Here is a 23,216-nt window from a genome sequence, read left to right as displayed (position 1 = left end):
ATTTTTGCTAAATCATTGGTACTTTCCCATGCTTTTTTACTAATTTTGCAAACTCTTAAAAAGGAAAAACAAAAATAACGATATAGCAATGGCAGTAGAATTGAAAGAACTTACCAAAAGAAGCGAGAATTATTCTCAGTGGTATAATGACTTGGTGGTGAAGGCCGATTTGGCTGAACAATCACCTGTGCGTGGATGTATGGTTATCAAGCCTTACGGATACGCCATTTGGGAGAAAATGCAGCGTCAGTTGGACGATATGTTTAAGGAAACCGGCCACGTGAACGCTTATTTCCCGTTGCTTATCCCGAAATCTTACCTTAGCCGTGAAGCTGAGCACGTAGAAGGATTTGCCAAAGAGTGTGCTGTAGTTACTCACTACCGTCTGAAGAATGCAGAGGACGGTTCGGGTGTTATCGTAGATCCGGCTGCCAAACTGGAAGAAGAATTGATTATCCGCCCTACATCTGAGACAATCATTTGGAGTACATATAAGAACTGGATTAATTCCTATCGTGACTTGCCTATCTTGTGTAACCAATGGGCAAATGTTATGCGGTGGGAGATGCGTACCCGTTTGTTCCTGCGTACTGCGGAGTTCTTGTGGCAGGAAGGACATACGGCTCATGCGACCCGCGAGGAAGCAGAAGCGGAAGCACAGAAAATGTTGCATGTGTATGGTGACTTCGCTGAGAAGTATATGGCTGTTCCGGTAATCAAAGGGGTAAAATCGGCTAATGAACGTTTCGCCGGTGCATTGGATACTTACACCATCGAAGGCTTGATGCAGGATGGAAAGGCATTGCAATGTGGTACTTCTCACTTCTTGGGACAGAATTTCGCAAAAGCGTTCAATGTACAGTTTGTTGATAAGAATAATAAGCTGGATTATGTTTGGGCTACTTCCTGGGGAGTATCTACCCGCCTGATGGGTGCTTTGATAATGACTCACTCTGATGATAACGGATTGGTGTTGCCACCGCATTTGGCTCCTATTCAGGTAGTTATCGTTCCTATTTATAAGAATGATGAAATGCTGAAGAAGATTGATGCAAAAGTAGAAGGCATTGTCAATAAGTTGAAAGCAATGGGTATCTCTGTGAAATATGATAATGCAGACAATAAGCGTCCGGGATTCAAGTTTGCAGATTACGAACTGAAAGGTGTGCCTGTTCGCTTGGTAATGGGTGGCCGTGATCTTGAAAACAATACAATGGAAGTGATGCGTCGTGATACATTGGAGAAAGAAACTCGTTCTTGCGACGGAATCGAAGAATATGTACAACAATTGTTGGAGGATATCCAGAACAATATTTATCAGAAGGCATTGAACTATCGTAACGAACATATCGTGAAAGTGGATTCATACGATGATTTCAAGGAACAAATAGAGAAAGGCGGCTTTATTCTGGCTCATTGGGATGGAACCCCGGAAACGGAAGACCGGATTAAAGAGGAAACCAAGGCAACAATTCGTTGTCTTCCTTTTGATGCTGATGAAGAGAGCCTGACTCCGGGCAAGTGTATGGTAACCGGAAAACCATCTGCTCGCCGTGTTCTCTTTGCGAGAGCATATTAAACTTCGACACATTTATTTTATTTTAATACATTATGTGGAGTCGGCAGCAGTGAATGCTCCCGACTCTTTTTGTTTTTATGTGATGATTAATATAGAAAATATATCTATCAGTTTTGGCAACCTGACTCTTTTCAGAGGACTCGACCTGCAAGTTCATTACGGAGAAAGCGTATGTATTTGTGGTGGTTCCGGCAGTGGAAAATCTTCATTGCTGAAAGCTGTTTTGGGCTTTGTACCTTTAAGTGAAGGGACAATAAGGGTGGACGGCACACTGCTGGCACCTAGAACGGCGGATCATATCCGAAAGAAAATAGCATGGATTCCCCAGGAGTTGGCTCTTCCTTCGGAATGGGTCAGTGAAATGGTGCGGATGCCTTTTGAACTGAAGGCAAACCGTGAGGCGGGATTCAACAAAGAGCGGCTGATGGATTATTTCGTATCATTAGGATTGGAAGAGAAACTTTATGATAAACGGGTAAATGAAGTGTCGGGTGGTCAGCGTCAGCGTATCATGTTGGCAGTGACAGCCTTGCTTGACAAACCTTTACTGGTAGTGGATGAACCGACTTCGGCACTTGATCCGGAATCGTGCTTACGGGTGATTAACTTCTTTAAATCCTTGTGCAGTAAAGGAATGACTATCTTGTCTGTTTCGCATGACAAACAGTTTGCCGCCGGATGCGACAAGGTATTTACTTTATAATCTGACTGATGGGAACAATTGATATAGACTATGGCAGTTTGGGAATAGGATTGCTGCTGATGCTTATTCCGGTTTATTTTTTATGGCATTTCAAGACGGGCTTGCTTAAACCGGTTCTGATAGGCACGGTACGTATGATTATACAGTTGTTTTTGATTGGGGCTTATCTTCGTTTTCTGTTTGAATGGAACAATCCGTTTATCAATTTTCTATGGGTGATCATCATGGTTGGGGTGGCTGCTGAAACGGCTTTGACGCGTACGCGGTTAAAACGTGGAATTTTGATGATTCCAATCTCTATCGCTTTTTTTGTAACAGTGGTGCTCGTCGGACTTTATTTTCTTGGTTTTGTATTAAAGTTGGATAACATCTTCAGTGCCCAGTATTTTATTCCGGTTTTTGGTATAATCATGGGGAATATGTTGGGAGTGAATGTGATAGGATTAAATACTTACTATGCCGGATTGCGTAGGGAACAGCAACTTTATTATTTTCTGTTGGGGAATGGCGCTACCCGTAATGAGGCGATAGCTCCATTTGTGCGTCAGGCTCTTATTAAAGCGTTCAGCCCGGGCATTGCCAATATGGCAGTAACAGGGCTTGTTGCATTGCCGGGAACTATGATTGGGCAGATATTGGGAGGAAGTTCGCCACATGTGGCTATCAAATATCAGATTATGATTGTAGTTATCACTGTGGTGGCATCCATGCTTTCACTAATGATGACCATTTTTCTGGCCTCACGGAAATCATTCGACAGTTATGGCCGGTTGTTACGGGTTCATAAGGATACCAAACGGAAGTAGGGGCCTTATTCTTGCTTTGTATACATTTTATATATTTCTTTCAATAAAATAGAAAAACATGAATGAGCAAATTTGGAAATATATAGCAGAATTATCAACTCCCGGTTTCTTTGTCACTGCGGATATAATGTATGAAGGAGAGGAATTTCCCGTAGATATTAAAGCATTTATCATTGATAAACTAGCTCTGATAGAAACAGGAATATCAGCCCGCAAATTTACGTTTCATTCGGGCGGATGGCGTATTCATCTTACTTTTTTCCCGACAGACCGTGTTGTTGACGAGCGTTATGCTTTGAAAAATAAAATGATAAAGTGGGGAAAGTATAAAAAATAGCTTGGTTGCTTTTTAAATTCAAATGGATTGATTATCTTTGCAATCAAATTTTCGCGAACGAATGAAAATTAAGGAAATAGTAAGTGCCCTTGAAAGGTTCGCGCCTCTGCCTTTGCAAGACGGATTTGATAATGCCGGATTGCAAGTTGGACTGACAGAAGCGGAAGCAACAGGGGCTTTGTTGTGTCTGGACGTTACTGAAGCTGTTGTGGATGAAGCTGTCATGTTGGGATACAACCTGATTATATCGCATCATCCACTTATATTTAAAGGTTATAAATCTATTATTGGTCGGGATTACATTGAACGGTGTGTGTTGAAAGCCATTAAAAATGATATTGTCATTTATTCGGCACATACCAATCTGGATAATGCTCCCGGAGGTGTCAATTATAAAATAGCTGAAAAGATAGGCCTCAAGAATGTACGCATATTAGACCCGAAAGAAGAATATTTATTGAAGTTTGTAACTTTTGTGCCGGATGCACAGGCTGACAGAGTAAGAAAAGCTTTATTTGAAGCCGGTTGTGGTTGCATAGGTAATTATGATTCATGCAGCTATAATTTGGAAGGTGAGGGGACTTTCCGTGCGCAGAGAGGAACCAGTCCGTTCTGTGGAGAAATAGGCGAATTGCATAAGGAATCCGAGGTGCGTATAGAAACGATTCTTCCGGCTTTTAAAAAGGCTGCGGTGATAAAAGCATTATTGGCAACACATCCTTATGAAGAACCGGCTTTTGATTTTTATCCGTTGAAAAATACCTGGACACAAGTAGGTTCGGGAGTGGTCGGAGAATTGGAAGAGCCTGAAGCCGAACTGGATTTCTTGAAACGCATCAAGAAAACGTTCGAAGTGGGCTGTCTGCGACATACTCGTTTATCCGGTCGTCTGATACAGAAAGTAGCGTTGTGTGGCGGAGCTGGAGCATTTTTATTGCCTAAAGCGGTAAGTGCCGATGCTGATGTATTTATCACAGGTGAAGTGAAATATCATGATTATTTCAATTATGAGAATGATATCCTGGTAGCTGAAATGGGGCATTATGAGAGTGAACAGTATACAAAAGAAATATTTTATTCAATCATACAGGAGATGTTTCCGGAGCTGGAAGTCCAGATAACCCGGGTAAATACAAATCCTATTAAATATTTGTAAGAAAAACTATGGCTAGAGAAGCAAAGAAAGACCCGAGCGAATTAACAGTGGAAGAAAAGCTGAAGGCTTTGTACCAGTTGCAAACCATGTTGTCTGAAATCGATAAAATTAAGACTCTGAGAGGGGAACTTCCTCTTGAAGTTCAAGACCTTGAAGATGAGGTTGCCGGTTTGAGCACTCGTATCGAGAAAATTAAAGCTGATATCGAGGAATTGAAATCAAACATTGCAACTAAGAAAATTGAAATCGAGACAGCTAAGACTTCTGTTGAAAAATATAAAGCTCAGCAGGATAATGTGCGTAATAATCGTGAATATGATGTGTTGACAAAGGAGATTGAATTCCAGTCATTGGAAATCGAACTTTGCGAGAAACGCATAAAGGAATATATTGCAGCAGAAAAAGCAAAGAGCGAGGAGATAGAGCACAGTAATCAAGACTTGGATGAAAGAAAGAAGGACTTGGAAGCGAAGAAATCCGAATTGGAAGAAATTGTTTCTGAAACCAAGCAGGAAGAAGAAAAGCTGAGAGAGAAAGCAAAAGTATTGGAGACAACAATCGAACCGCGTCTGTTGCAGGCATTTAAACGTATCCGTAAGAATTCTCGAAATGGATTGGGAATTGTATATGTTCAGCGTGATGCATGTGGTGGTTGTTTTAACAAGATTCCGCCCCAGAAACAGCTTGATATCCGTATGCGTAAGAAAATTATCGTATGTGAATATTGTGGTCGCATCATGATTGACCCTGAATTGGCGGGTGTGATTGCTGAACAGCATTTGGAAACTGTCAAGAGATAATATATCTCCTGAAGCAGTATCTTTTTCTTTGTGGAAAAAGAATTTTATCACATTCTAAGCAAGATCTTGTAAGAAGATGTTGCTTAGAATGTTTTTATATCTACAGTTCTGAATAATGGGGAATCTCCGGTAGAAAAAGGTATGTTTTTGTATTGTAATCAATATGGCAGCAGTAATGGTTCAATCCGTTGCTGACAATCAGATAATCAACTTTCAGGACCATGTTATACCTGGTTATCTGATCAAATACTGTTTGCGTGATTTCTATATGTGGAGCTTTGTATTCCACAATCAGTTTGGCACTTAGATCTTTGTTGTAGAGCACAGTATCACAACGTTTTTTTGTTCCGTTTAAGTCCAGTTGTATTTCGTTGGCCAGTAATCCCTTCGGATATCCTTTATAATCCGTCAGATAATGAACAAAATGTTGTCTTACCCATTCTTCCGGAGTAAGGGCGACATATCTCTTGCGAAGCATATCGAAAATAACATTTTTTCCATTTCGCTCCGCGATTTTAATTTCGTAGGATGGTAAGTTTAATGATAACATTTAGTAAATTTGCATAAGTGTAACTCGGTAATAACCGATACAAAAATACAAAAGATTATGAAAACAAAAGAGGAAATTGTAGCAAACTGGCTTCCCCGCTACACAAAAAGAAGCTTGAATGATTTCGGAGAATACATCCTTCTGACCAATTTCAATAAATATGTGGAACTTTTTGCCGACAAATTCAATGTGCCGGTATTAGGACGTGATGCCAATATGACTTCGGCACATGCGGAAGGAATCACTATTATTAATTTTGGCATGGGAAGTCCTAATGCTGCCATCATTATGGATTTGCTAGGGGCCATCCAGCCTAAAGCATGTTTGTTTTTAGGCAAATGTGGGGGCATAGATAGGAAAAATAAGTTGGGAGATCTGATTCTACCCATTGCAGCCATTCGTGGAGAAGGAACATCCAATGATTATTATCCGCCTGAGGTACCTGCGTTACCTGCATTTATGTTGCAGCGTGCCGTTTCGTCGGCTATTCGCGACCATGCCCGCGATTATTGGACTGGAACGGTATATACTACCAACCGCCGTATATGGGAGCATGATGAAGAGTTTAAAAAGTATCTCCTTAAAACGCGTGCCATGTGTGTGGATATGGAAACGGCTACGCTGTTTACTACTGGTTTTTACAATCATATTCCTACTGGAGCATTACTTTTGGTATCCGACCAGCCGATGATTCCTGAAGGGGTGAAGACGGAGAAAAGCGACAGTATTGTAACGCAGCAATATGTAGAGGAACATGTGGAGATTGGTATTGCTTCATTACAGATGATTATTGAGGAAAAGAAAACGGTCAAGCACTTAAAATTTGACTGGTAATTTTACTGTGTATGGCAAAAGAAACAACATACGAAGAGATAGCCCGTGAGCTGAAAAACCGTATCTATAAGCCTGTTTATTATCTAATGGGTGAAGAGTCTTATTATATAGACCGGATATCTGAGTATATAGCACAAACGGTGTTAAATGAAAATGAAAAAGAATTCAATCAGACTATTGTTTATGGGGCTGATACAGATATCGCGACTGTTATCAATGCAGCCAAGCGTTATCCCATGATGTCCAAATATCAAGTTGTAATAGTAAAAGAGGCTCAAAATATAAAGAATATTGAAGAGCTTGTTTATTATCTCCAAAAACCTTTGGATTCTACAATTCTGGTGTTATGCCATAAACATGGTACATTGGATAGAAGAAAAAAATTGGCAGCTGAAATAGAGAAAGTAGGTGTCCTTTTCGAATCGAAAAAGATTAAGGATGCCCAGCTTCCTGGGTTTATATCTTCTTACTTGAAACGTAGATCAGTAGAAATAGAACCTAAGGCTTCAGAAATGATGGCGGAATTTGTTGGAGCAGATTTAAGCCGTATGGCTGGAGAGTTGGAAAAATTAATTATCACACTTCCAAGAGGACAAAAGCGGATTACTCCAGAACAGATAGAACGTAACATTGGCATAAGCAAGGATTATAATAATTTTGAGCTTAGGAATGCTTTGGTGGCAAAGGATGTTTTCAAGGCTAATCAGATAATAAAATATTTTGAGGAGAATCCCAAAACAAATCCTTTGCAGATGACCTTGTCTGTGTTATTTAATTTCTTCTCTAATTTAATGCTTGCATATTATGCTCCTGATAAGTCAGAGCAGGGTATAGCCAATCAGCTGGGGCTTAAATCATCATGGCAGTCTAAAGACTATATGGTTGCTATGAGGAAATATAGCGGAGTAAAGGTAATGCAAATTATTGGTGAGATTCGTTACTGTGATGCAAAATCAAAAGGAGTGGGTAATCCATCTTTGGGAGATGGAGATTTGCTGCGCGAACTTGTATATAAAATTCTTCATTAATTAACAGGGTCAAGTAAGATTCCGATGTCCCGATGCTTTTATTTTTTAAGTGTCGGGATTCTTTTATCCTTTCTCTCAGCAGAAATTCTGTTGATGGCTCAATTGAGAATAATATTTTACATTCATGCTTCTGTTATTATCTCATTTAATGCTATAAGTTATGCTTTTGTTCTCTATTTTTCTAGATGATGAGAGATGGATGATGAGAAAAATAGTATTAACTCGCTTATTCCTAGATTGATAGAGCATTTTTCGCCTTCTTAGAATCGTGTATTTTAAAGAGAATGTCCGTTAGTACATGAATATGGTAGTATTTTGCCTTTTCGGAGTAAAATGAATAGAAGAATGGGGATGTGAAAGAATGCAGATGAAGTGAGCAAATAGCTACCATTTATTTTTGTAAGTTCCATACGCTATTTTAAAATTTTGAATCTATACTTTGTTCTCTTATCGTGCCTTCCATGATTCTCACTATCCATGGATTCCATAAAGCGAAGATGGGTTAAAACTTGGATGGGTTTTACCATGAAAAATACATTGACTTGTAAAATAGGAAAACAAAATATTCATAGGATCAAGTTGGATCATAAAACAGATGAAATTTACTGTTGGAAATAATTATAATTTAATTTTGTAACATTACACCTGTAAACCCTCTTAATATAGAAGGTTTTATAAGTTTTACAGATTTAGTAATGTGAATGTTACAAATATAAACAGGATGGTGGTCAAGAGTGAATATTACATATATAAATGTGTATGAATAATTATTTATCCCTTATTTTATTACAATAATATATTATAAACCAAAGTTTTACATCTTATTGATAAAGCTATTGATAACTTGTATGCATTTTATTTGCTTATATAGTCATGTTTGTTTGTAAATATATTGTTTTTTTCTGTGAGTATATTATAGATAATCAGTATTTTATATACTTATAGTTAAAGTGGTAATTATGGTGTTTTTAGGAGTGGTTTACGTGTGTAAATCTTAATTTATTTCCAACGATACACCGTCTATTTACTTTTGTAATATATACATTTTTATATTGTAAATTTGCATTTATGAATTATATTAATTACTTTTGTATCTGTAAATTTTGCCTTATACTTTTGTAAATGAAGGAAAGAATCGCTCAAATAATCCAGAAAGAAGATATGACTGCAGCTCAATTTGCAGAGAAGATTGGAATTTCACCTTCCTCTCTTTCCCATATTCTTAGTGGCAGGAACAATCCTAGCCTAGAAGTCGTCATGAAAATACACAAGGCGTGTGACTATATCAGCTTAGACTGGTTACTCTATGGTGAAGGACAAATGGAAACGGATGTTGATTCAGACAATAACATTCATTATACGCCTTCTTTGTTTGACGAGAATTCATTATTTACGCCCGAACGTCCGGCTTCTCCGGAATATCGCAAGGAAAATGAGGTTAAAACACCGCTTTATTCTCCTAAAGAGATTGTGCGTGAGGAAATTAAGTATGTGGAAGTACCTGCCAAAAAAATCACTGAAATAAGAATATTCTTTGATAATGGGACTTATGAAACGTTCAAACCTGAAAATTAGGGTGGGAATCCACTAAAATGCCGGTTGGCAGAATAAGATTTGGGTAAATTCGTGTATCTTTGCATAGAAAACGAATTTACCCAATTTTATTTCATGAAAAAATATATTTTAGACCTTGTGGTTACACAGAACATCAAATTGCATGCCAATTATGTTCTGATAAAATTGACTCATGCCAACCCATTGCCCGAGATGCTGCCGGGCCAGTTTGCTGAGATACGTATAGACGGTTCCAATACTACTTTTCTCCGCCGTCCTATTTCTATTAATTATGTGGATAAAACAACCAATGAAGTTTGGTTCCTGGTGCAATTAGTTGGCGATGGCACTCGCAAACTAGCCACTGTGAAACAAGGAGATATTGTTAATGTGGTGATGCCTCTCGGCAATGGATTTACAATGCCTCGGAACGTGACAAAGGTAAAGCCGTTACTGGTTGGCGGTGGTGTGGGTACCGCCCCGATGTTGATGCTTGGTGCAGAGTTGGTAAAAATGGGATGTACGCCTGCTTTCCTGCTAGGCGCACGTTCATCCAAAGACCTGTTACAGTTGGAAAATTTTGAGAAATTAGGTGAGGTGTATACAACGACTGAAGATGGAAGTATGGGCGAGAAAGGTTATGTGACACAGCATAGCGTCTTGCATACAGACCGGTTTGATATGATATACACCTGTGGTCCAAAACCCATGATGGTTTCGGTAGCTAAATACGCCAAAGCTCATGGAATAGAATGTGAGGTTTCACTGGAAAATAGGATGGCTTGTGGTGTCGGTGCATGCTTATGCTGTGTGGAGAACACGGACGAAGGGCATTTGTGTGTTTGTAAAGAGGGTCCTGTATTTAATATAAAGAAACTATTATGGCAGATTTAAGCGTAAATATCGGCGATTTAAAGCTTTGTAACCCGGTTATGACAGCATCGGGTACCTTTGGATACGGAAAAGAGTTTGAGGATTTTGTAGACCTCGAAAAGATTGGTGGTATCATTGTAAAAGGGACTACCCTTCATCATCGTGAGGGTAATCCTTACCCACGCATGGCAGAAACCCCTATGGGGATGCTTAATGCGGTAGGGTTACAGAATAAAGGGGTGGATTATTTTGTTGAACATATCTATCCGCAGATAAGGGATATTCATACTAATATGATCGTTAATGTATCCGGATCTGCTGTAGAGGATTATGTGAAGACTGCCGAGATCATCAATGATCTGGATCATATTCCCGCTATAGAATTGAATATTTCATGCCCTAATGTAAAGCAGGGTGGTATGGCCTTCGGGGTCTCCGCATGCGGATGTTCCGAGGTTGTAAAAGCTGTACGTAATGTATATAAAAAGACGCTGATCGTAAAATTATCTCCCAATGTGACAGACATCACAGAAATAGCACGTGCGGCCGAGGCTTCCGGTGCGGACAGTGTATCTCTGATCAATACCCTGCTGGGGATGGCTGTCGATGCTGAAAAGCGTAGGCCTGTACTTTCCACTATTACCGGCGGCATGAGTGGTGCAGCGGTAAAACCAATTGCATTGCGTATGGTATGGCAAGTCGCTAAAGCAGTAAATATTCCTGTCATTGGACTAGGGGGTATCATGGGATGGAAGGATGCTGTGGAGTTTATGCTAGCAGGTGCCACCGCAATACAGATAGGTACTGCCAACTTCATAGATCCAGCTATTACTGTCAAAGTTTCAGAAGGAATAAATGACTATTTGGAACGTCATGGATATACATCTGTAAAAGATATAATAGGTGCTTTGGAAGTCTGAAAATTTTATCTTTTAAATTATAGCCCTGCGAGAGTGTAGATGAATAAATTGAAGCATCTCTTGCAGGGCTTTTTTTATAACCTTCTCTAGATGGAATGAGTATGAAAATGGTTGCCGTTGCAACTTGTTATATGGGTATAAAATGATAACTTCAATTATTTTTTTTCGATGAAATGGCTTGTTTTTGAAAAAACGGAGTAGAAAAACACTTGAAAAAGCTTTATTAATATATAAGGGAAAGGAAGATGAACTTAGATTACACTTAAGGAGAGAACATCTTTTCGGATATGATATAAGCAAAAGAAAAGAGGTAAAAGCCCTATGACGAACATGGCTTTTACCTCTTTATTATTTATATATATTTTTTATTTCAACAAATCGGGTCTTAGCCGCTGTGTCCTTTCTAATGACTGCTGAAGTTCCCATTCTTTAATCTTTGCCTCGTGTCCGGATAACAACACATCGGGAACTTGCCATCCTTTGTATTCTGCAGGACGAGTGTATACAGGAGCAGCTAACAGATTGTCTTGAAAAGAATCGGACAATGCCGATTGTTCGTCAGAAATGACCCCGGGAATAATACGAACTACGGCATCGGCAATAACGGCGGCAGCCAACTCTCCACCTGTCAAAACATAATCACCGATACTGATTTCTTTCGTAATGAAATGTTCACGTATTCTATAGTCTATACCCTTAAAATGGCCACATAGAATAATTAAATTCTTTGCGAGTGAAAGTGAGTTGGCCATCGGCTGGTTAAACTGCTCTCCATCTGGAGATGTAAATATTATTTCGTCATACTCGCGTTCTGCTTTCAAAGCTGAGATGCATCGGTCTATCGGTTCAATCTTCATCACCATACCGGCAAATCCACCGAAGGGATAATCGTCTACTTTGCGATAACGGTCGTATGCATAATCACGCAGGTTATGTATATGTATTTCTGCAATTCCTTTTTTCTGCGCACGGCTCATGATAGAGCAGTTAAAGAAGCCTTCCAGCATCTCGGGTAAAACGGTAATGATGTCTATTCTCATATTCGGTTATTTTTTGCAAAAGTAGCAAATTCCTCTTTGTCGGAAGGTGTTTTTCATTCAAAAAATAGCTATTTTTGCGGGAAAACTACCTTTTATATATGACAGAAATAGAAAGAATAGACCAATTGCGCGAGGAGCTTCATCGACATAACTATAATTATTATGTATTGAATGCGCCTGAGATTACAGACCAGGAGTTTGACAAGCTGATGCGTGAACTTCAGGATCTGGAAGAAAAACATCCGGAACATAGAGATGAGAACTCGCCCAGTATGCGTGTGGGAAGTGATATAAACAAAAATTTCACGCAGGTGGTACATAAATATCCTATGCTTTCATTGGCTAACACCTATTCGGAAACGGAAGTAACCGAGTTTTATGACAGGGTAAAGAAGTCTCTGAACGAGGATTTTGAAATTTGTTGTGAAATGAAGTATGATGGAACTTCCATCTCTCTGACTTATGAGAACGGAAAACTGGTGCGCGCCGTGACGCGTGGCGATGGTGTGCAGGGAGATGATGTGACAGGCAATGTAAAGACCATCCGCAGTATCCCTTTGGTGCTGCATGGAAAGGGGTATCCTGAAACATTTGAAATTCGTGGGGAGATTTTGATGCCTTGGGTGGTGTTTGAGGAATTGAACAAAGAACGGGAAGCCCGCGAAGAACCGTTGTTCGCCAATCCCCGCAACGCGGCTTCGGGAACATTGAAGTTGCAGAATTCTGCTATTGTGGCATCTCGCAAGCTGGATGCCTACCTTTATTATTTACTTGGAGATAATTTGCCGTGCGACGGTCATTATGAAAATCTGAAAGAAGCTGAGAAATGGGGATTTAAAATTTCCGATCTCACTCGCAAATGCAAAACATTGCAGGAAGTTTTTGATTTTATCAAATACTGGGATGTGGAGCGTAAGAATCTGCCTGTAGCTACGGATGGAATAGTATTGAAAGTGAATTCTTTGCGACAGCAGCGTAATTTGGGTTTTACGGCAAAATCACCCCGATGGGCCATTGCATACAAGTTTCAAGCCGAACAGGCACTTACCCGCTTGAACAAGGTGACCTATCAAGTGGGGAGAACAGGTGCTGTGACTCCGGTGGCCAATCTGGATCCTATACAGTTGTCCGGAACCGTGGTAAAGCGTGCTTCGCTCCATAATGCCGACATCATAGAAGGGTTGGATTTGCATATTGGTGATATGGTATATGTAGAAAAAGGCGGTGAGATTATTCCAAAGATTGTAGGTGTGGACAAAGACGCCCGTATTATGATAGGTGACAAAGTAAAGTTTATTACTCATTGTCCCGAGTGTGGCAGTAAATTGGTACGCTATGAAGGTGAAGCTGCTTATTATTGTACCAATGATGCCGCTTGCCCCCCACAGATCAAGGGAAAAATAGAACATTTTATCAGCCGTAGAGCTATGAATATTGATGGTCTCGGTCCGGAAACGGTAGATCAGTTTTACCAGGAAGGATTGATACGTGATGTTGCCGATCTGTATACTTTAAAAACATCGGATATCATCAACCTAGAACGTATGGGAGAAAAATCTGCCGAGAATATAATAAAAGGTATAGAGCAGTCCAAAGAAGTGCCGTTCGAAAGGGTACTCTTTGCATTGGGCATCCGTTTTGTGGGTGAAACTGTGGCGAAGAAGGTGGCAAAATCCTTTAAGTCGATGGATGCTTTGGCAGACGCGAGTTTGGATAATTTGATTCATGTCGATGAAATCGGAGAAAAAATAGCGCAGAGTATCTTGTTGTATTTTGCTAATCCGAAGAATCGTGACATTATAGAGCGTCTTCGTGTGGCGGGTGTGAGACTGGAAGCCGATGAGGAGGATACTTCGGAACACACTGACAAACTGGCAGGGAAATCTATCGTGATCAGTGGGGTTTTCGCCCATCATTCGCGTGACGAATATAAGGAGTTAATTGAAAAGCATGGCGGTAAGAATGTGGGAAGTATTTCGTCCAAGACCAGCTTTATTCTGGCAGGTGACAATATGGGGCCCAGTAAACTGGAGAAAGCGCAGAAACTGGGTGTGACCATTGTGAGCGAAGAGGAGTTTCTGCAAATGATAGAGTGACTTTTTAGCGAGTATAAAGTAAAAATAGTGTGATTTTTATCGCTAAAATAGAAAATATTCGTACTTTTGTAGGCTATTAAATAAGAATTTATAATTCATTTATGATACAGACAAGATTAAAAGGCATGGGAGTAGCGTTGATTACTCCTTTCAAGGAAGATGACAGCGTTGATTATGATGCGTTACTTCGTCTGGTTGATTACCAGCTTCAAAATGGAACAGACTTTTTATGCGTGTTGGGAACCACGGCTGAAACCCCAACTTTGACTAAAGAAGAAAAAGACAAGATAAAACGTTTGATAATCGAAAGAGTGAATGGACGTATTCCTATTCTGCTGGGGGTTAGCAGTAACTGTACCCGTGCTGTTGTGGAAACGCTGAAAAATGATGATATGACAGGAGTTGATGCCGTGCTTGTTGCTGTACCTTATTATAACAAACCTTCTCAGGAAGGTATTTACCAACACTATAAAGCGATTGCTGAAGCAACGGATCTTCCTGTGGTTCTTTATAATGTGCCGGGACGTACTGGTGTGAACATGACTGCTGAGACCACCTTGCGTTTGGCACGTGATTTCAAGAATATTATCGCTATCAAGGAGGCATCGGGTAATATTACTCAGATGGATGATATCATCAAGAATAAACCGGCTAATTTTGATGTGATTTCGGGTGATGATGGTATTACATTTCCTTTGATTACTTTGGGTGCTGTAGGGGTTATTTCGGTTATCGGTAATGCATTTCCGCGTGAATTCAGCCGTATGACCCGTTTGGCATTACAGGGTGATTTTGCAAATGCATTGACTATTCATCATAAGTTTACGGAATTATTCAGCCTGTTGTTCGTAGATGGTAACCCTGCTGGGGTGAAGGCTATGTTGAATGTAATGGGGCTGATTGAAAACAAATTGCGTTTGCCGCTTGTACCGACTCGTATCACAACATTTGAAAAGATGCGTGCTATTTTGAATGAATTGAAAATAAAATGCTGATAAAGGAATCTTTTTAATTAGATAAGACTGGTGCTTCTCATATAAAAAACACCAGTCTTTTTTTATGCCTACCTGTTCATTCTTTGATATATATGTTATACCTGTAAGATTCTATATCTTTCACGCATAACATTACTAATCTTTCACCTGATACATTAGTAACATGTTACCCGACACGTTACTAACCTGTCGGTCTGTATGTTAGTAACCTTTGAAACGTCTTGTCTTTAAAAAAACAAGTGCTTGTTTTAACTAACTAATTCCCCCAAGTTTGAAAATTGAGCCTCCGTTTTCAAACTGAGCCATCCTAATTCTGGACTGACTCAAGAAAATACAAAAAAGACTATCTTTTCAGATAGTCTTTTTTGTGATCGCGACAGGATTCAAACCTGTAACCGGCTGATCCGTAGTCAGCTACTCTATTCAGTTGAGCTACGCGACCGTTGTTTAATATTTTAGTAGTGACCGCGACAGGATTCAAACCTGTAACCGGCTGATCCGTAGTCAGCTACTCTATTCAGTTGAGCTACGCGGCCATTGTAAAACTAATCGAACTTTTTGGTAGTGACCGCGACAGGATTCAAACCTGTAACCGGCTGATCCGTAGTCAGCTACTCTATTCAGTTGAGCTACGCGGCCATTGTTTATTGTTCTTTCGTTTTAACGGGTGCAAAGATACGGACTTTTTTTGAAAATGCAAGCGTTTTACTAAACTTTTTTCTAAAAATTATTCGACGAAACGGGAATTAAACAGCTGCCAGCCTAGTGTTAAACCTACATTCCAATCGTTAGACGGTGAGCTATAGTGATTTACATAGGCACTGATAGAACCGAACGATAATTGAAAGACTAATGAAATTTCTCCAAGATATTCGAATTTTGTGAAAGCTTTCCCGTAATATGCTTGTCCATATTCATCTTTCTTGATAGGAAAGATGGGTATAAATCCATAAAATTCTCCGCGTAATTGAAAAGACTCGCTTAACTGGTAGATGGGCATGGTGCCGACTCCGGCATATTGATTAGCACGGAAAGCCTCATTATAGGTTACTTTGCTATGGGCTGTCGGAGTGAATTCTCCTGCCTGCATTAATGTAGCCGTATAATTGTTGGAGAAATTTCGGGATGAGTAATATGCCTCCAGATACGCTCCCAAAGTAAACTTAGGGCTTACCTTATGGTATGTTTCGTTCTGATATGAAACTTGAAGCCAGGATTGTACTTTTTTATAAGGCTCCGGTGTGCCTTTAGTCACTTTGGATATACCGGATCTGAAATGTTCTGTGCCGGTGAAAATTTGTGCAGCCATTTTTTCACGACTTCCTTGTGTGGCAAATTGGCGGGCATTCAAGGTACTTCCTTCCAATACGATAGAGCCTCCGAAGATAGAATAAGTGCTTTCATCATGTTTTGTTTCGCTGAAGTCGATGATATTGGTTTGGAAGTACCTGTCCTCCATACGGGCTATACCCACACCGAATTCAGCTTTTTTACGGCTTAGAAACGGTAATGACACCTTCAATTTTACAAACTCTTCCCTTTTCTTGTTGAAAGCCGGATTGTCTTTGTTGGAAAAGAATTTGGCTTCTTTGAAATAATCGAAGGTAGAGATCGAGGCTATGAATTTATAAGATGTAGGCAGTTTGGTTGGAAAATCGATTCGTGCTGCAAGTTGTACATTATTGTAGACCCGGCCTAACTGTCCGTCAAAATTAAATTCTTTTGAATAATAGTTCAAGTTTTGATAAGAAGCACCAAAATAGACTTGATTGGAGCCACTGGAAGACACGTTTCCACCGACACGAACGGAGAGATTGGCCTCCATTTTGACCTGAAGATTCAAGTCGTAGGTTTGGTCTTTCTCATTATAAACGGCATGAGGAATGATTTCGGATATAATATTATCGGACAACAAACGGAAATATGCTCGTTTGACATCCTCCATAGTGAAAACATCGGAGTCGTTTTCATGAAACTCTTTTTGTATATATTGCTTTTGCTGTTCATTGGCACCGGTTATATTAACTCTTTTGAAACGGAAATCCGGTAAATTGCTCTTATAGGCCAGTCGTTTAACTTTCACTTGTTCGGGGGTGATTCTTCGATGAATTCGGCTTTTTATGGAGTCCATCATTTCTATGGCACGTTTATAACCAATGTCATGCAACTCGTCAAAGCGCTGGAAGTCCATTAAATTGACATCATCATATTTAAAAGTCATGAGGATGCCGAGGGAATCGGGTAAAGAGTAATCTGTCTTTTGCATAATCATATTTTCCAGTTGCCCCATAATGTCACCTTCCTTGGGTTTGCCCGGATTGGCGGATACGGCACTTCCTATAATGATATCTGGATGGAAGGTATCACGCATTACATTCACTGGAAAATTATTGTAAATGCCACCGTCGTATGCCAGTATCGAGTCTATTTCGATAGGCTTGAACATGGCAGGAAAACTCATGGAGGCACGTACGGCATCTCCCAGATCTCCTTTTTTCAATATCAGTGGTCTTTTGTTGTACACATCCGAAGCTATACAGCGGAAGGGAATATACAGGCTGTCAAAATTGGCCTTGCTTGCAGCTGTTGCCTGACCGAATAATTGCAGAAATACAATATTCATCTGAATGGGATCTACAATGCTGGTAGGCAAAAACTGAGGTTTGACATTCTTCAGCGAGTCTTTTAAGGAGATACGGATGTTGATAAATTCGGGTGTTGGAGGATTTTTCTTGAAATAATAGATGTATTTCTCTTCCACATTACCTGAATACCAGCGTTTGAAGTCATCGGATTTGAGTAAAGCCTCCATTTCATCGGGAGAATAGCCCATGGCATAAAGTGAACCGACAATGGCTCCCATGGATGTGCCTGCAATATAATCTATGGGGATACCGTTTTCTTCTAATGCGCGGATAATGCCGATATGGGTTAGGCCTTTGGCACCTCCTCCGCTCAGTACCAGTCCCACTTTCTGTGCATGGATGGGAGGAAGTAGTAAAAAGAGAAGAAAAAGTATATATAGATAATGTTTCATGGATGTCGAATCTTTGTATGTGTCGCTCCAAATATAGAAAGAAATCTTCGTTTCCAATCGTTTTTTAGAATAAAAAAGCGCCGGAAATGAACTTCCCGACGCTTTTGATAGCAAAATGTGATAGATTTGTTAAATCAGTTCGATACTGCGTTTTACAAAGTTTGTCAAAGCTTCACCTTTCAACATGTTGTTTTGTAACAGAGCAAGGTCAATCAATTGGCGGATTACTTTGTTACCACCTGCGTATTCACCTAAAACAGCTTCTTTCTTGGTCTTTTCATCGGCCAACTTTTTCTCAACATTACTTAATTCATCTTTTTCTGCTTGAGGTATTTCATCAGCTTTTTTACCTTCCTGTGCTTTGTGAAGTTCGTCGTGACGTTTATTCAGACTGGTCATTTCAGCTTCAATAGGTTCAAGAGCAGCTTTGCAAGAGTTGTCCGCATCATTCAAAACTTGTTTCACCAGTTTGTGGTCGACATTCAGAACCAAGTTAAACATATCCGGCATTTCTCCATAGAAACTCATACCTGCCTGGATATTGGCCATTTCTTTCATACGGCGCATATATTCACTTTGGGTAATCATGATAGGAGTTCCTGTCTCGCCTAAAGATTGTGTTTCCACATTGAATTCCACTTTCTTCATCTGTGGTAACTGACTGCGGAATACGGAAGATAGAATATCGCGTTGGCCAACTTCCAAACTGGCATCTTTGCGCTCTTCTTTAGCAATCAGGTGGTCAATTACATCACTGTCCACACGGGTGAAGCGGCTCTTTTCAAATTTCTGCTCGAGCATACTTACCATGGCTACATCCAGCTGACCATCCATTAACAATACGTTGTAGCCTTTGTTTTTGGCCGCATCAATGTAGCTGTATTGTTCGTCTGCATGGGTAGCATACAGATAAATCAAGTTGCCGTCCTTATCTGTTTGGTTATCTTTGATCAAGCTTTGGTATTCTTCGTAAGTGTAATATTTGTCATCTGTGTCTTTCAGCAGAGCAAATTTATTAGCCTTTTCGTAGAAATCTTCTTGAGTCAACATGCCGTAGTTGATGAAAATCTTCAAATCATCCCATTTCTCCTCGAATTCTTTGCGGTCATTCTTAAAAATGGCTTGCAGGCGGTCTGATACTTTCTTAGAAATATAAGTGGAGATTTTCTTCACGTTGGAATCGCTCTGCAAGTAAGAACGGGATACGTTCAACGGGATATCCGGTGAGTCAATCACTCCGTGTAACAGGGTCAGGAAGTCTGGAACAATACCTTCTACCGAGTCGGTGACATAGACCTGGTTGCAGTAAAGTTGGATTTTGTTTTTTTGTAATTCAATGTTGCTCTTCACTTTCGGGAAGTACAGAATACCTGTCAGATTGAACGGATAATCCACATTCAGGTGGATCCAGAACAGAGGTTCGTCTGCCATAGGATATAACTCCCGATAGAATTTCTTATAATCTTCGTCTTTCAGCTCTACCGGTTTGCGTGTCCATAAAGGATAGGTTTCGTTGATTACGTTGTCTTCGTTTGTTTCAACCTGCTTTCCATCTTTCCATTCTTTCTTTTTGCCGAATGCAATGGGGATAGGAAGGAAGCGGCAATATTTAGTCAGCAATGAAGAAATACGTGTTTCTTCCAGAAATTCCTTGCAGTCATCATCTATATAAAGGATAATATCCGATCCGCGGCTTTCTTTTTCAACGTTTTCGATAGTGAACTCAGGGCTTCCGTCGCAAGTCCATTTCACAGCTTGTGCTCCTTCTTGGTGGGATTTTGTGATGATTTCCACTTTTTTGGCTACCATGAAGGCAGAATAGAAACCCAGACCAAAGTGTCCGATGATGGCATTGGCATCATCTTTATATTTTTCAAGGAAGTCGTTAGCACCTGAAAAAGCTATCTGATTGATATATTTGTCGATCTCTTCGGCTGTAAGTCCGATACCCCGGTCGGAAATGGTGATGGTATCTTTTCCTAAGCTTACTTTAATGGTAAGATCTCCCATCTCTCCTTTGAATTCACCTTTAGATGCAAGGGTTTTCAGCTTCTGTGTGGCATCTACTGCATTAGAAACTAATTCACGGAGGAATATTTCATGATCACTGTATAAGAACTTTTTAATGATGGGGAAAATGTTCTCAGTGGTTACCCCAATATTTCCTTTTTGCATACTATTTATGGTTTTAAGTTATTATGTTATATATACGTTTGAATCGTCTTTTTGTTGGATGATGGGCAAAAAAAATGCCAGATACAGTGATATCTGACATTTTGTCTGTTATTTTTTGAATAACTTTGGACTCTTTACTTTTCCACAGTCATGACAATGAGGTCTTTTTCTTTGTCATAGCTTACCTTGATCGTGTCACCAGCTGCCATTTCTGATCCAAGTATCAGCTCGGAGATGCCATCCTCCAAGTTGTTTTGGATGGCACGTTTCAATGGGCGTGCTCCAAACTGTACATCGTAACCTTTGGTGGCTACAAACTTTTTGGCATCTTCGTCAATAACAAGCTTGTAACCAATGTTTTTCACACGACTGTAAAGGCCCTTAAGTTCAATATCAATAATCCGGGTCAGTGCATCCAGATCGAGTTGGTCGAAAGTTATTATTTCGTCCAAACGATTGATGAATTCGGGCGCAAAAGACTTATTCAAAGCTTTTGTAATCACGCTGCGCGAGTATTCTTTGTCATCAGTACGGACCTGGGCGGCAAATCCGATTCCTTTTCCGAATTCTTTCAGTTGGCGGGTTCCAATATTAGATGTCATGATGACTATGGTATTTTTAAAGTCTACAGTTCTGCCATAACTGTCAGTCAACCGACCTTCATCCATCACTTGCAACAATATGTTGAATACATCGGGATGCGCTTTTTCAATTTCATCCAATAAAACGATAGAGTAGGGTTTACGCCTTACTTTCTCCGTCAGCTGCCCACCTTCTTCATAACCTACGTATCCGGGAGGTGCTCCTACCAGACGGGATACGGTGAATTTTTCCATATATTCACTCATGTCAATGCGGATAAGTGCATCTGCTGAACCGAACATTAGTTTCGCTAACTCCTTGGCCAAATGAGTCTTGCCGACACCTGTCGGACCTAGAAACATGAATGTACCAATCGGCTTATTAGGATCTTTCAGGCCTACACGGCTTCTTTGAATAGCTTTTACCAGTGTGGCGATTGCTTTGTCCTGACCGATAACTTTAGAAAGCAGATCGTCTTTCATTCCTAATAATTTCATTCCTTCAGCCTGTGCCATTCTTTGTACAGGTACGCCTGACATCATGGAAACGACTTCAGCTATTTGTTCGTCATCTACCGTTTCCCGGTTTTCCTTCAGACTTTTTTCCCATTCTTCCTTCAGGGTATCAAGCTGATTCGTATATTCTTTCTCTTTGTCACGATAACTGGCGGCCAGTTCGAAATTCTGTAGCCTGACAGCTTCATTTTTAAGAGATTTCATCTCATCAATCAGTTTTTCCTGTTCTTCTATTTCTTTAGGAGCAGTGATATTAGTAAGATGTACGCGCGAGCCGGCTTCATCTAAAGCATCTATCGCTTTATCGGGGAAGTTACGGTCTGTGATATATCGGTCTGTTAGTTTCACACAAGCTTCAAGGGCTGCATCTGTATAGTTCACATTATGATGATCCTCGTATTTATCCTTGATATTTTTCAATATCTGAAGTGTCTCTTCTGCAGTTGTTGGTTCTACAATAACCTTTTGGAACCGACGTTCCAATGCACCGTCTTTTTCAATGTTTTGGCGGTATTCGTCCAACGTCGTCGCTCCGATGCATTGAATCTCGCCTCTGGCCAATGCGGGTTTCAACATATTGGCTGCATCCATTGAGCCCGCTGCAGAACCTGCTCCCACAATAGTGTGGATTTCATCGATGAAAAGAATGATGTTAGGATTCTTCTTCAACTCGTTTAAGATAGAACGAATACGTTCCTCGAATTGTCCACGATATTTAGTGCCTGCGACAACGGCAGTCATATCAAGAGCTATCACTCGTTTGTCAAATAAGATACGTGATACTTTCTTTTCCACAATCCGTAATGCAAGTCCCTCAACAATGGCAGATTTGCCGACTCCCGGTTCGCCAATCAAAATTGGGTTGTTTTTCTTGCGACGGCTCAATATTTGTGCCAGTCGCTCTATTTCCTTCACCCGGCCAACTACAGGATCTAGTTTTCCTTCTTCGGCAGCTTTTGTCATGTCTGTGCCGAAATTGTCGAGTACAGGAGTGTCATTAGCCGGCTTTTTTTGTGCCGGGCGTGCCTGCTGTTGTGCTGCATTTGATTTATTGCCACTTGGACTCTGACGTATATCCTCGTCTTCATCCTCGTCCTCACTGAACCCCAGACCTGCATGGGTGTCTGGTTGTAAAGTGAGTTTGATTTTTTCGTATGTTACGCCATTGCTTTCCAAGACGTGGAAAGCTGCATTATCCTTGACCTTCATAATTGCTAACAAAATATGTTCAGAGTCAGCCGCAATGTTTCTCAATAACTTAGCCTCTAGAATACATAGCTTTAACACTTTGGATGCTTTGTCATTAAAGCTAATATTCTCGTCATAGGTGGTGTCATTTTCTGCATTGTTTTTCACAATGGCCTCCAACTGATTTTTTATGTCCTGTAAGTTTATTTGCAAATTAAACAAAATCTCGATAGCTTTTCCTTCACCTTCACGTATCAGTCCCAACAACAAGTGTTCGGGACCAATATAGCTATTTCGCAGCCTGTTGGCTTCTTCCTTGCTATACATGATGATATCGGACACTCTTTGTGTAAATTGATTGTTCATAAATTTATCGTCCTCCTAAAGTATAGTATTTATTTCCCAGTGTGCAAAGATACACATAATAACAATGCATACCATTGTTTTC

General features: G+C 40.2%; 18 protein-coding genes and 3 tRNA genes. 13 read left to right on the top strand and 8 right to left on the bottom strand.

What is annotated here, in order from left to right:
• Positions 1-88: 88 nt before the first annotated feature.
• The 6 genes from proS (at position 89) to BVU_RS16665 (ending at position 5,381) form a co-directional block, all read left to right on the top strand.
• Positions 89-1,579, top strand: coding sequence for a proline--tRNA ligase (gene proS, locus BVU_RS16690; RefSeq protein WP_005842041.1), 1,491 nt, complete (start codon positions 89-91; stop codon positions 1,577-1,579).
• An 82-nt stretch (positions 1,580-1,661) separates the two neighbouring features.
• The gene (locus BVU_RS16685) at positions 1,662-2,282 is read left to right on the top strand and encodes an ATP-binding cassette domain-containing protein (protein WP_012055631.1); all 621 of its coding nucleotides are present in this window, start codon (positions 1,662-1,664) and stop codon (positions 2,280-2,282) included.
• Positions 2,283-2,290: 8 nt separating this feature from the next.
• Positions 2,291-3,088, top strand: a complete 798-nt coding sequence (locus BVU_RS16680; protein ID WP_005842037.1) for an ABC transporter permease — start codon at positions 2,291-2,293, stop codon at positions 3,086-3,088.
• Between the two features lie 58 nt (positions 3,089-3,146).
• Complete coding sequence (locus tag BVU_RS16675; protein ID WP_005842035.1) at positions 3,147-3,425, top strand: hypothetical protein; 279 nt, start codon at positions 3,147-3,149, stop codon at positions 3,423-3,425.
• A 61-nt stretch (positions 3,426-3,486) separates the two neighbouring features.
• Entirely contained in the window at positions 3,487-4,581 is a 1,095-nt protein-coding gene (locus tag BVU_RS16670; protein ID WP_005842033.1) for a Nif3-like dinuclear metal center hexameric protein, read from the top strand.
• 8 nt (positions 4,582-4,589) lie between these two features.
• Positions 4,590-5,381 (top strand): zinc ribbon domain-containing protein, encoded by a 792-nt coding sequence (locus BVU_RS16665; protein WP_005842031.1) that lies wholly within the window; start codon positions 4,590-4,592, stop codon positions 5,379-5,381.
• 100 nt (positions 5,382-5,481) lie between these two features.
• On the opposite strand, the gene BVU_RS16660 is transcribed toward BVU_RS16665, so the two are convergent.
• A complete protein-coding gene (locus tag BVU_RS16660) occupies positions 5,482-5,931 on the bottom strand; it encodes a type I restriction enzyme HsdR N-terminal domain-containing protein (RefSeq protein WP_005842029.1) in 450 nt (149 codons plus the stop codon).
• A gap of 57 nt (positions 5,932-5,988) precedes the next feature.
• Between BVU_RS16660 and BVU_RS16655 the strand changes: the two genes are divergently transcribed.
• From BVU_RS16655 to BVU_RS16635, 5 genes are all read left to right on the top strand, one after another.
• On the top strand, positions 5,989-6,765 hold the full coding sequence (locus BVU_RS16655) for an AMP nucleosidase (RefSeq protein WP_005842027.1): 777 nt from the start codon (positions 5,989-5,991) through the stop codon (positions 6,763-6,765).
• Between the two features lie 11 nt (positions 6,766-6,776).
• Positions 6,777-7,793 carry a DNA polymerase III subunit delta gene (gene holA / locus BVU_RS16650; protein WP_005852515.1) on the top strand — a complete coding sequence of 339 codons (1,017 nt, stop codon included), beginning with the start codon at positions 6,777-6,779 and terminating at the stop codon, positions 7,791-7,793.
• A gap of 1,161 nt (positions 7,794-8,954) precedes the next feature.
• Positions 8,955-9,368 (top strand): helix-turn-helix domain-containing protein, encoded by a 414-nt coding sequence (locus BVU_RS16645; protein WP_005852511.1) that lies wholly within the window; start codon positions 8,955-8,957, stop codon positions 9,366-9,368.
• 93 nt (positions 9,369-9,461) lie between these two features.
• Positions 9,462-10,241 carry a dihydroorotate dehydrogenase electron transfer subunit gene (locus BVU_RS16640; RefSeq protein ID WP_008781542.1) on the top strand — a complete coding sequence of 260 codons (780 nt, stop codon included), beginning with the start codon at positions 9,462-9,464 and terminating at the stop codon, positions 10,239-10,241.
• Positions 10,229-11,140: a dihydroorotate dehydrogenase gene (locus BVU_RS16635; RefSeq protein WP_007843008.1), complete on the top strand. Its 912-nt coding sequence runs from the start codon at positions 10,229-10,231 to the stop codon at positions 11,138-11,140. Before BVU_RS16640 ends, BVU_RS16635 begins: the two co-directional genes overlap by 13 nt.
• 365 nt (positions 11,141-11,505) lie before the next feature.
• Here the strand turns inward: BVU_RS16635 and trmD are convergent, their stop codons facing one another.
• Positions 11,506-12,180, bottom strand: a complete 675-nt coding sequence (gene trmD, locus BVU_RS16630; protein ID WP_005852508.1) for a tRNA (guanosine(37)-N1)-methyltransferase TrmD — start codon at positions 12,178-12,180, stop codon at positions 11,506-11,508.
• Between the two features lie 98 nt (positions 12,181-12,278).
• Between trmD and ligA the strand changes: the two genes are divergently transcribed.
• Complete coding sequence (gene ligA / locus BVU_RS16625; RefSeq protein ID WP_005852506.1) at positions 12,279-14,276, top strand: NAD-dependent DNA ligase LigA; 1,998 nt, start codon at positions 12,279-12,281, stop codon at positions 14,274-14,276.
• 101 nt (positions 14,277-14,377) lie between these two features.
• Entirely contained in the window at positions 14,378-15,271 is an 894-nt protein-coding gene (gene dapA, locus BVU_RS16620; protein ID WP_005842012.1) for a 4-hydroxy-tetrahydrodipicolinate synthase, read from the top strand.
• 368 nt (positions 15,272-15,639) lie between these two features.
• On the opposite strand, the gene BVU_RS16615 is transcribed toward dapA, so the two are convergent.
• From BVU_RS16615 to BVU_RS16590, 6 genes are all read right to left on the bottom strand, one after another.
• Positions 15,640-15,713 (bottom strand) — tRNA-Arg (locus BVU_RS16615).
• Between the two features lie 20 nt (positions 15,714-15,733).
• Positions 15,734-15,807: transfer RNA gene (locus BVU_RS16610), tRNA-Arg, on the bottom strand.
• A gap of 29 nt (positions 15,808-15,836) precedes the next feature.
• Positions 15,837-15,910: transfer RNA gene (locus BVU_RS16605), tRNA-Arg, on the bottom strand.
• 88 nt (positions 15,911-15,998) lie between these two features.
• On the bottom strand, positions 15,999-18,308 hold the full coding sequence (locus BVU_RS16600; RefSeq protein WP_012055629.1) for a patatin-like phospholipase family protein: 2,310 nt from the start codon (positions 18,306-18,308) through the stop codon (positions 15,999-16,001).
• A 129-nt stretch (positions 18,309-18,437) separates the two neighbouring features.
• Positions 18,438-20,483 (bottom strand): molecular chaperone HtpG, encoded by a 2,046-nt coding sequence (gene htpG, locus BVU_RS16595; protein WP_012055628.1) that lies wholly within the window; start codon positions 20,481-20,483, stop codon positions 18,438-18,440.
• A 134-nt stretch (positions 20,484-20,617) separates the two neighbouring features.
• Positions 20,618-23,134: an ATP-dependent Clp protease ATP-binding subunit gene (locus BVU_RS16590; RefSeq protein WP_005844614.1), complete on the bottom strand. Its 2,517-nt coding sequence runs from the start codon at positions 23,132-23,134 to the stop codon at positions 20,618-20,620.
• Positions 23,135-23,216: the final 82 nt, after the last annotated feature.

The organism is Phocaeicola vulgatus ATCC 8482 (genome assembly GCF_000012825.1).
Taxonomy (GTDB): Bacteria; Bacteroidota; Bacteroidia; order Bacteroidales; family Bacteroidaceae; genus Phocaeicola; species Phocaeicola vulgatus.
Note: the sequence above shows the minus strand (reverse complement) of the source record. Positions and strands in the feature narration are given on the sequence as shown.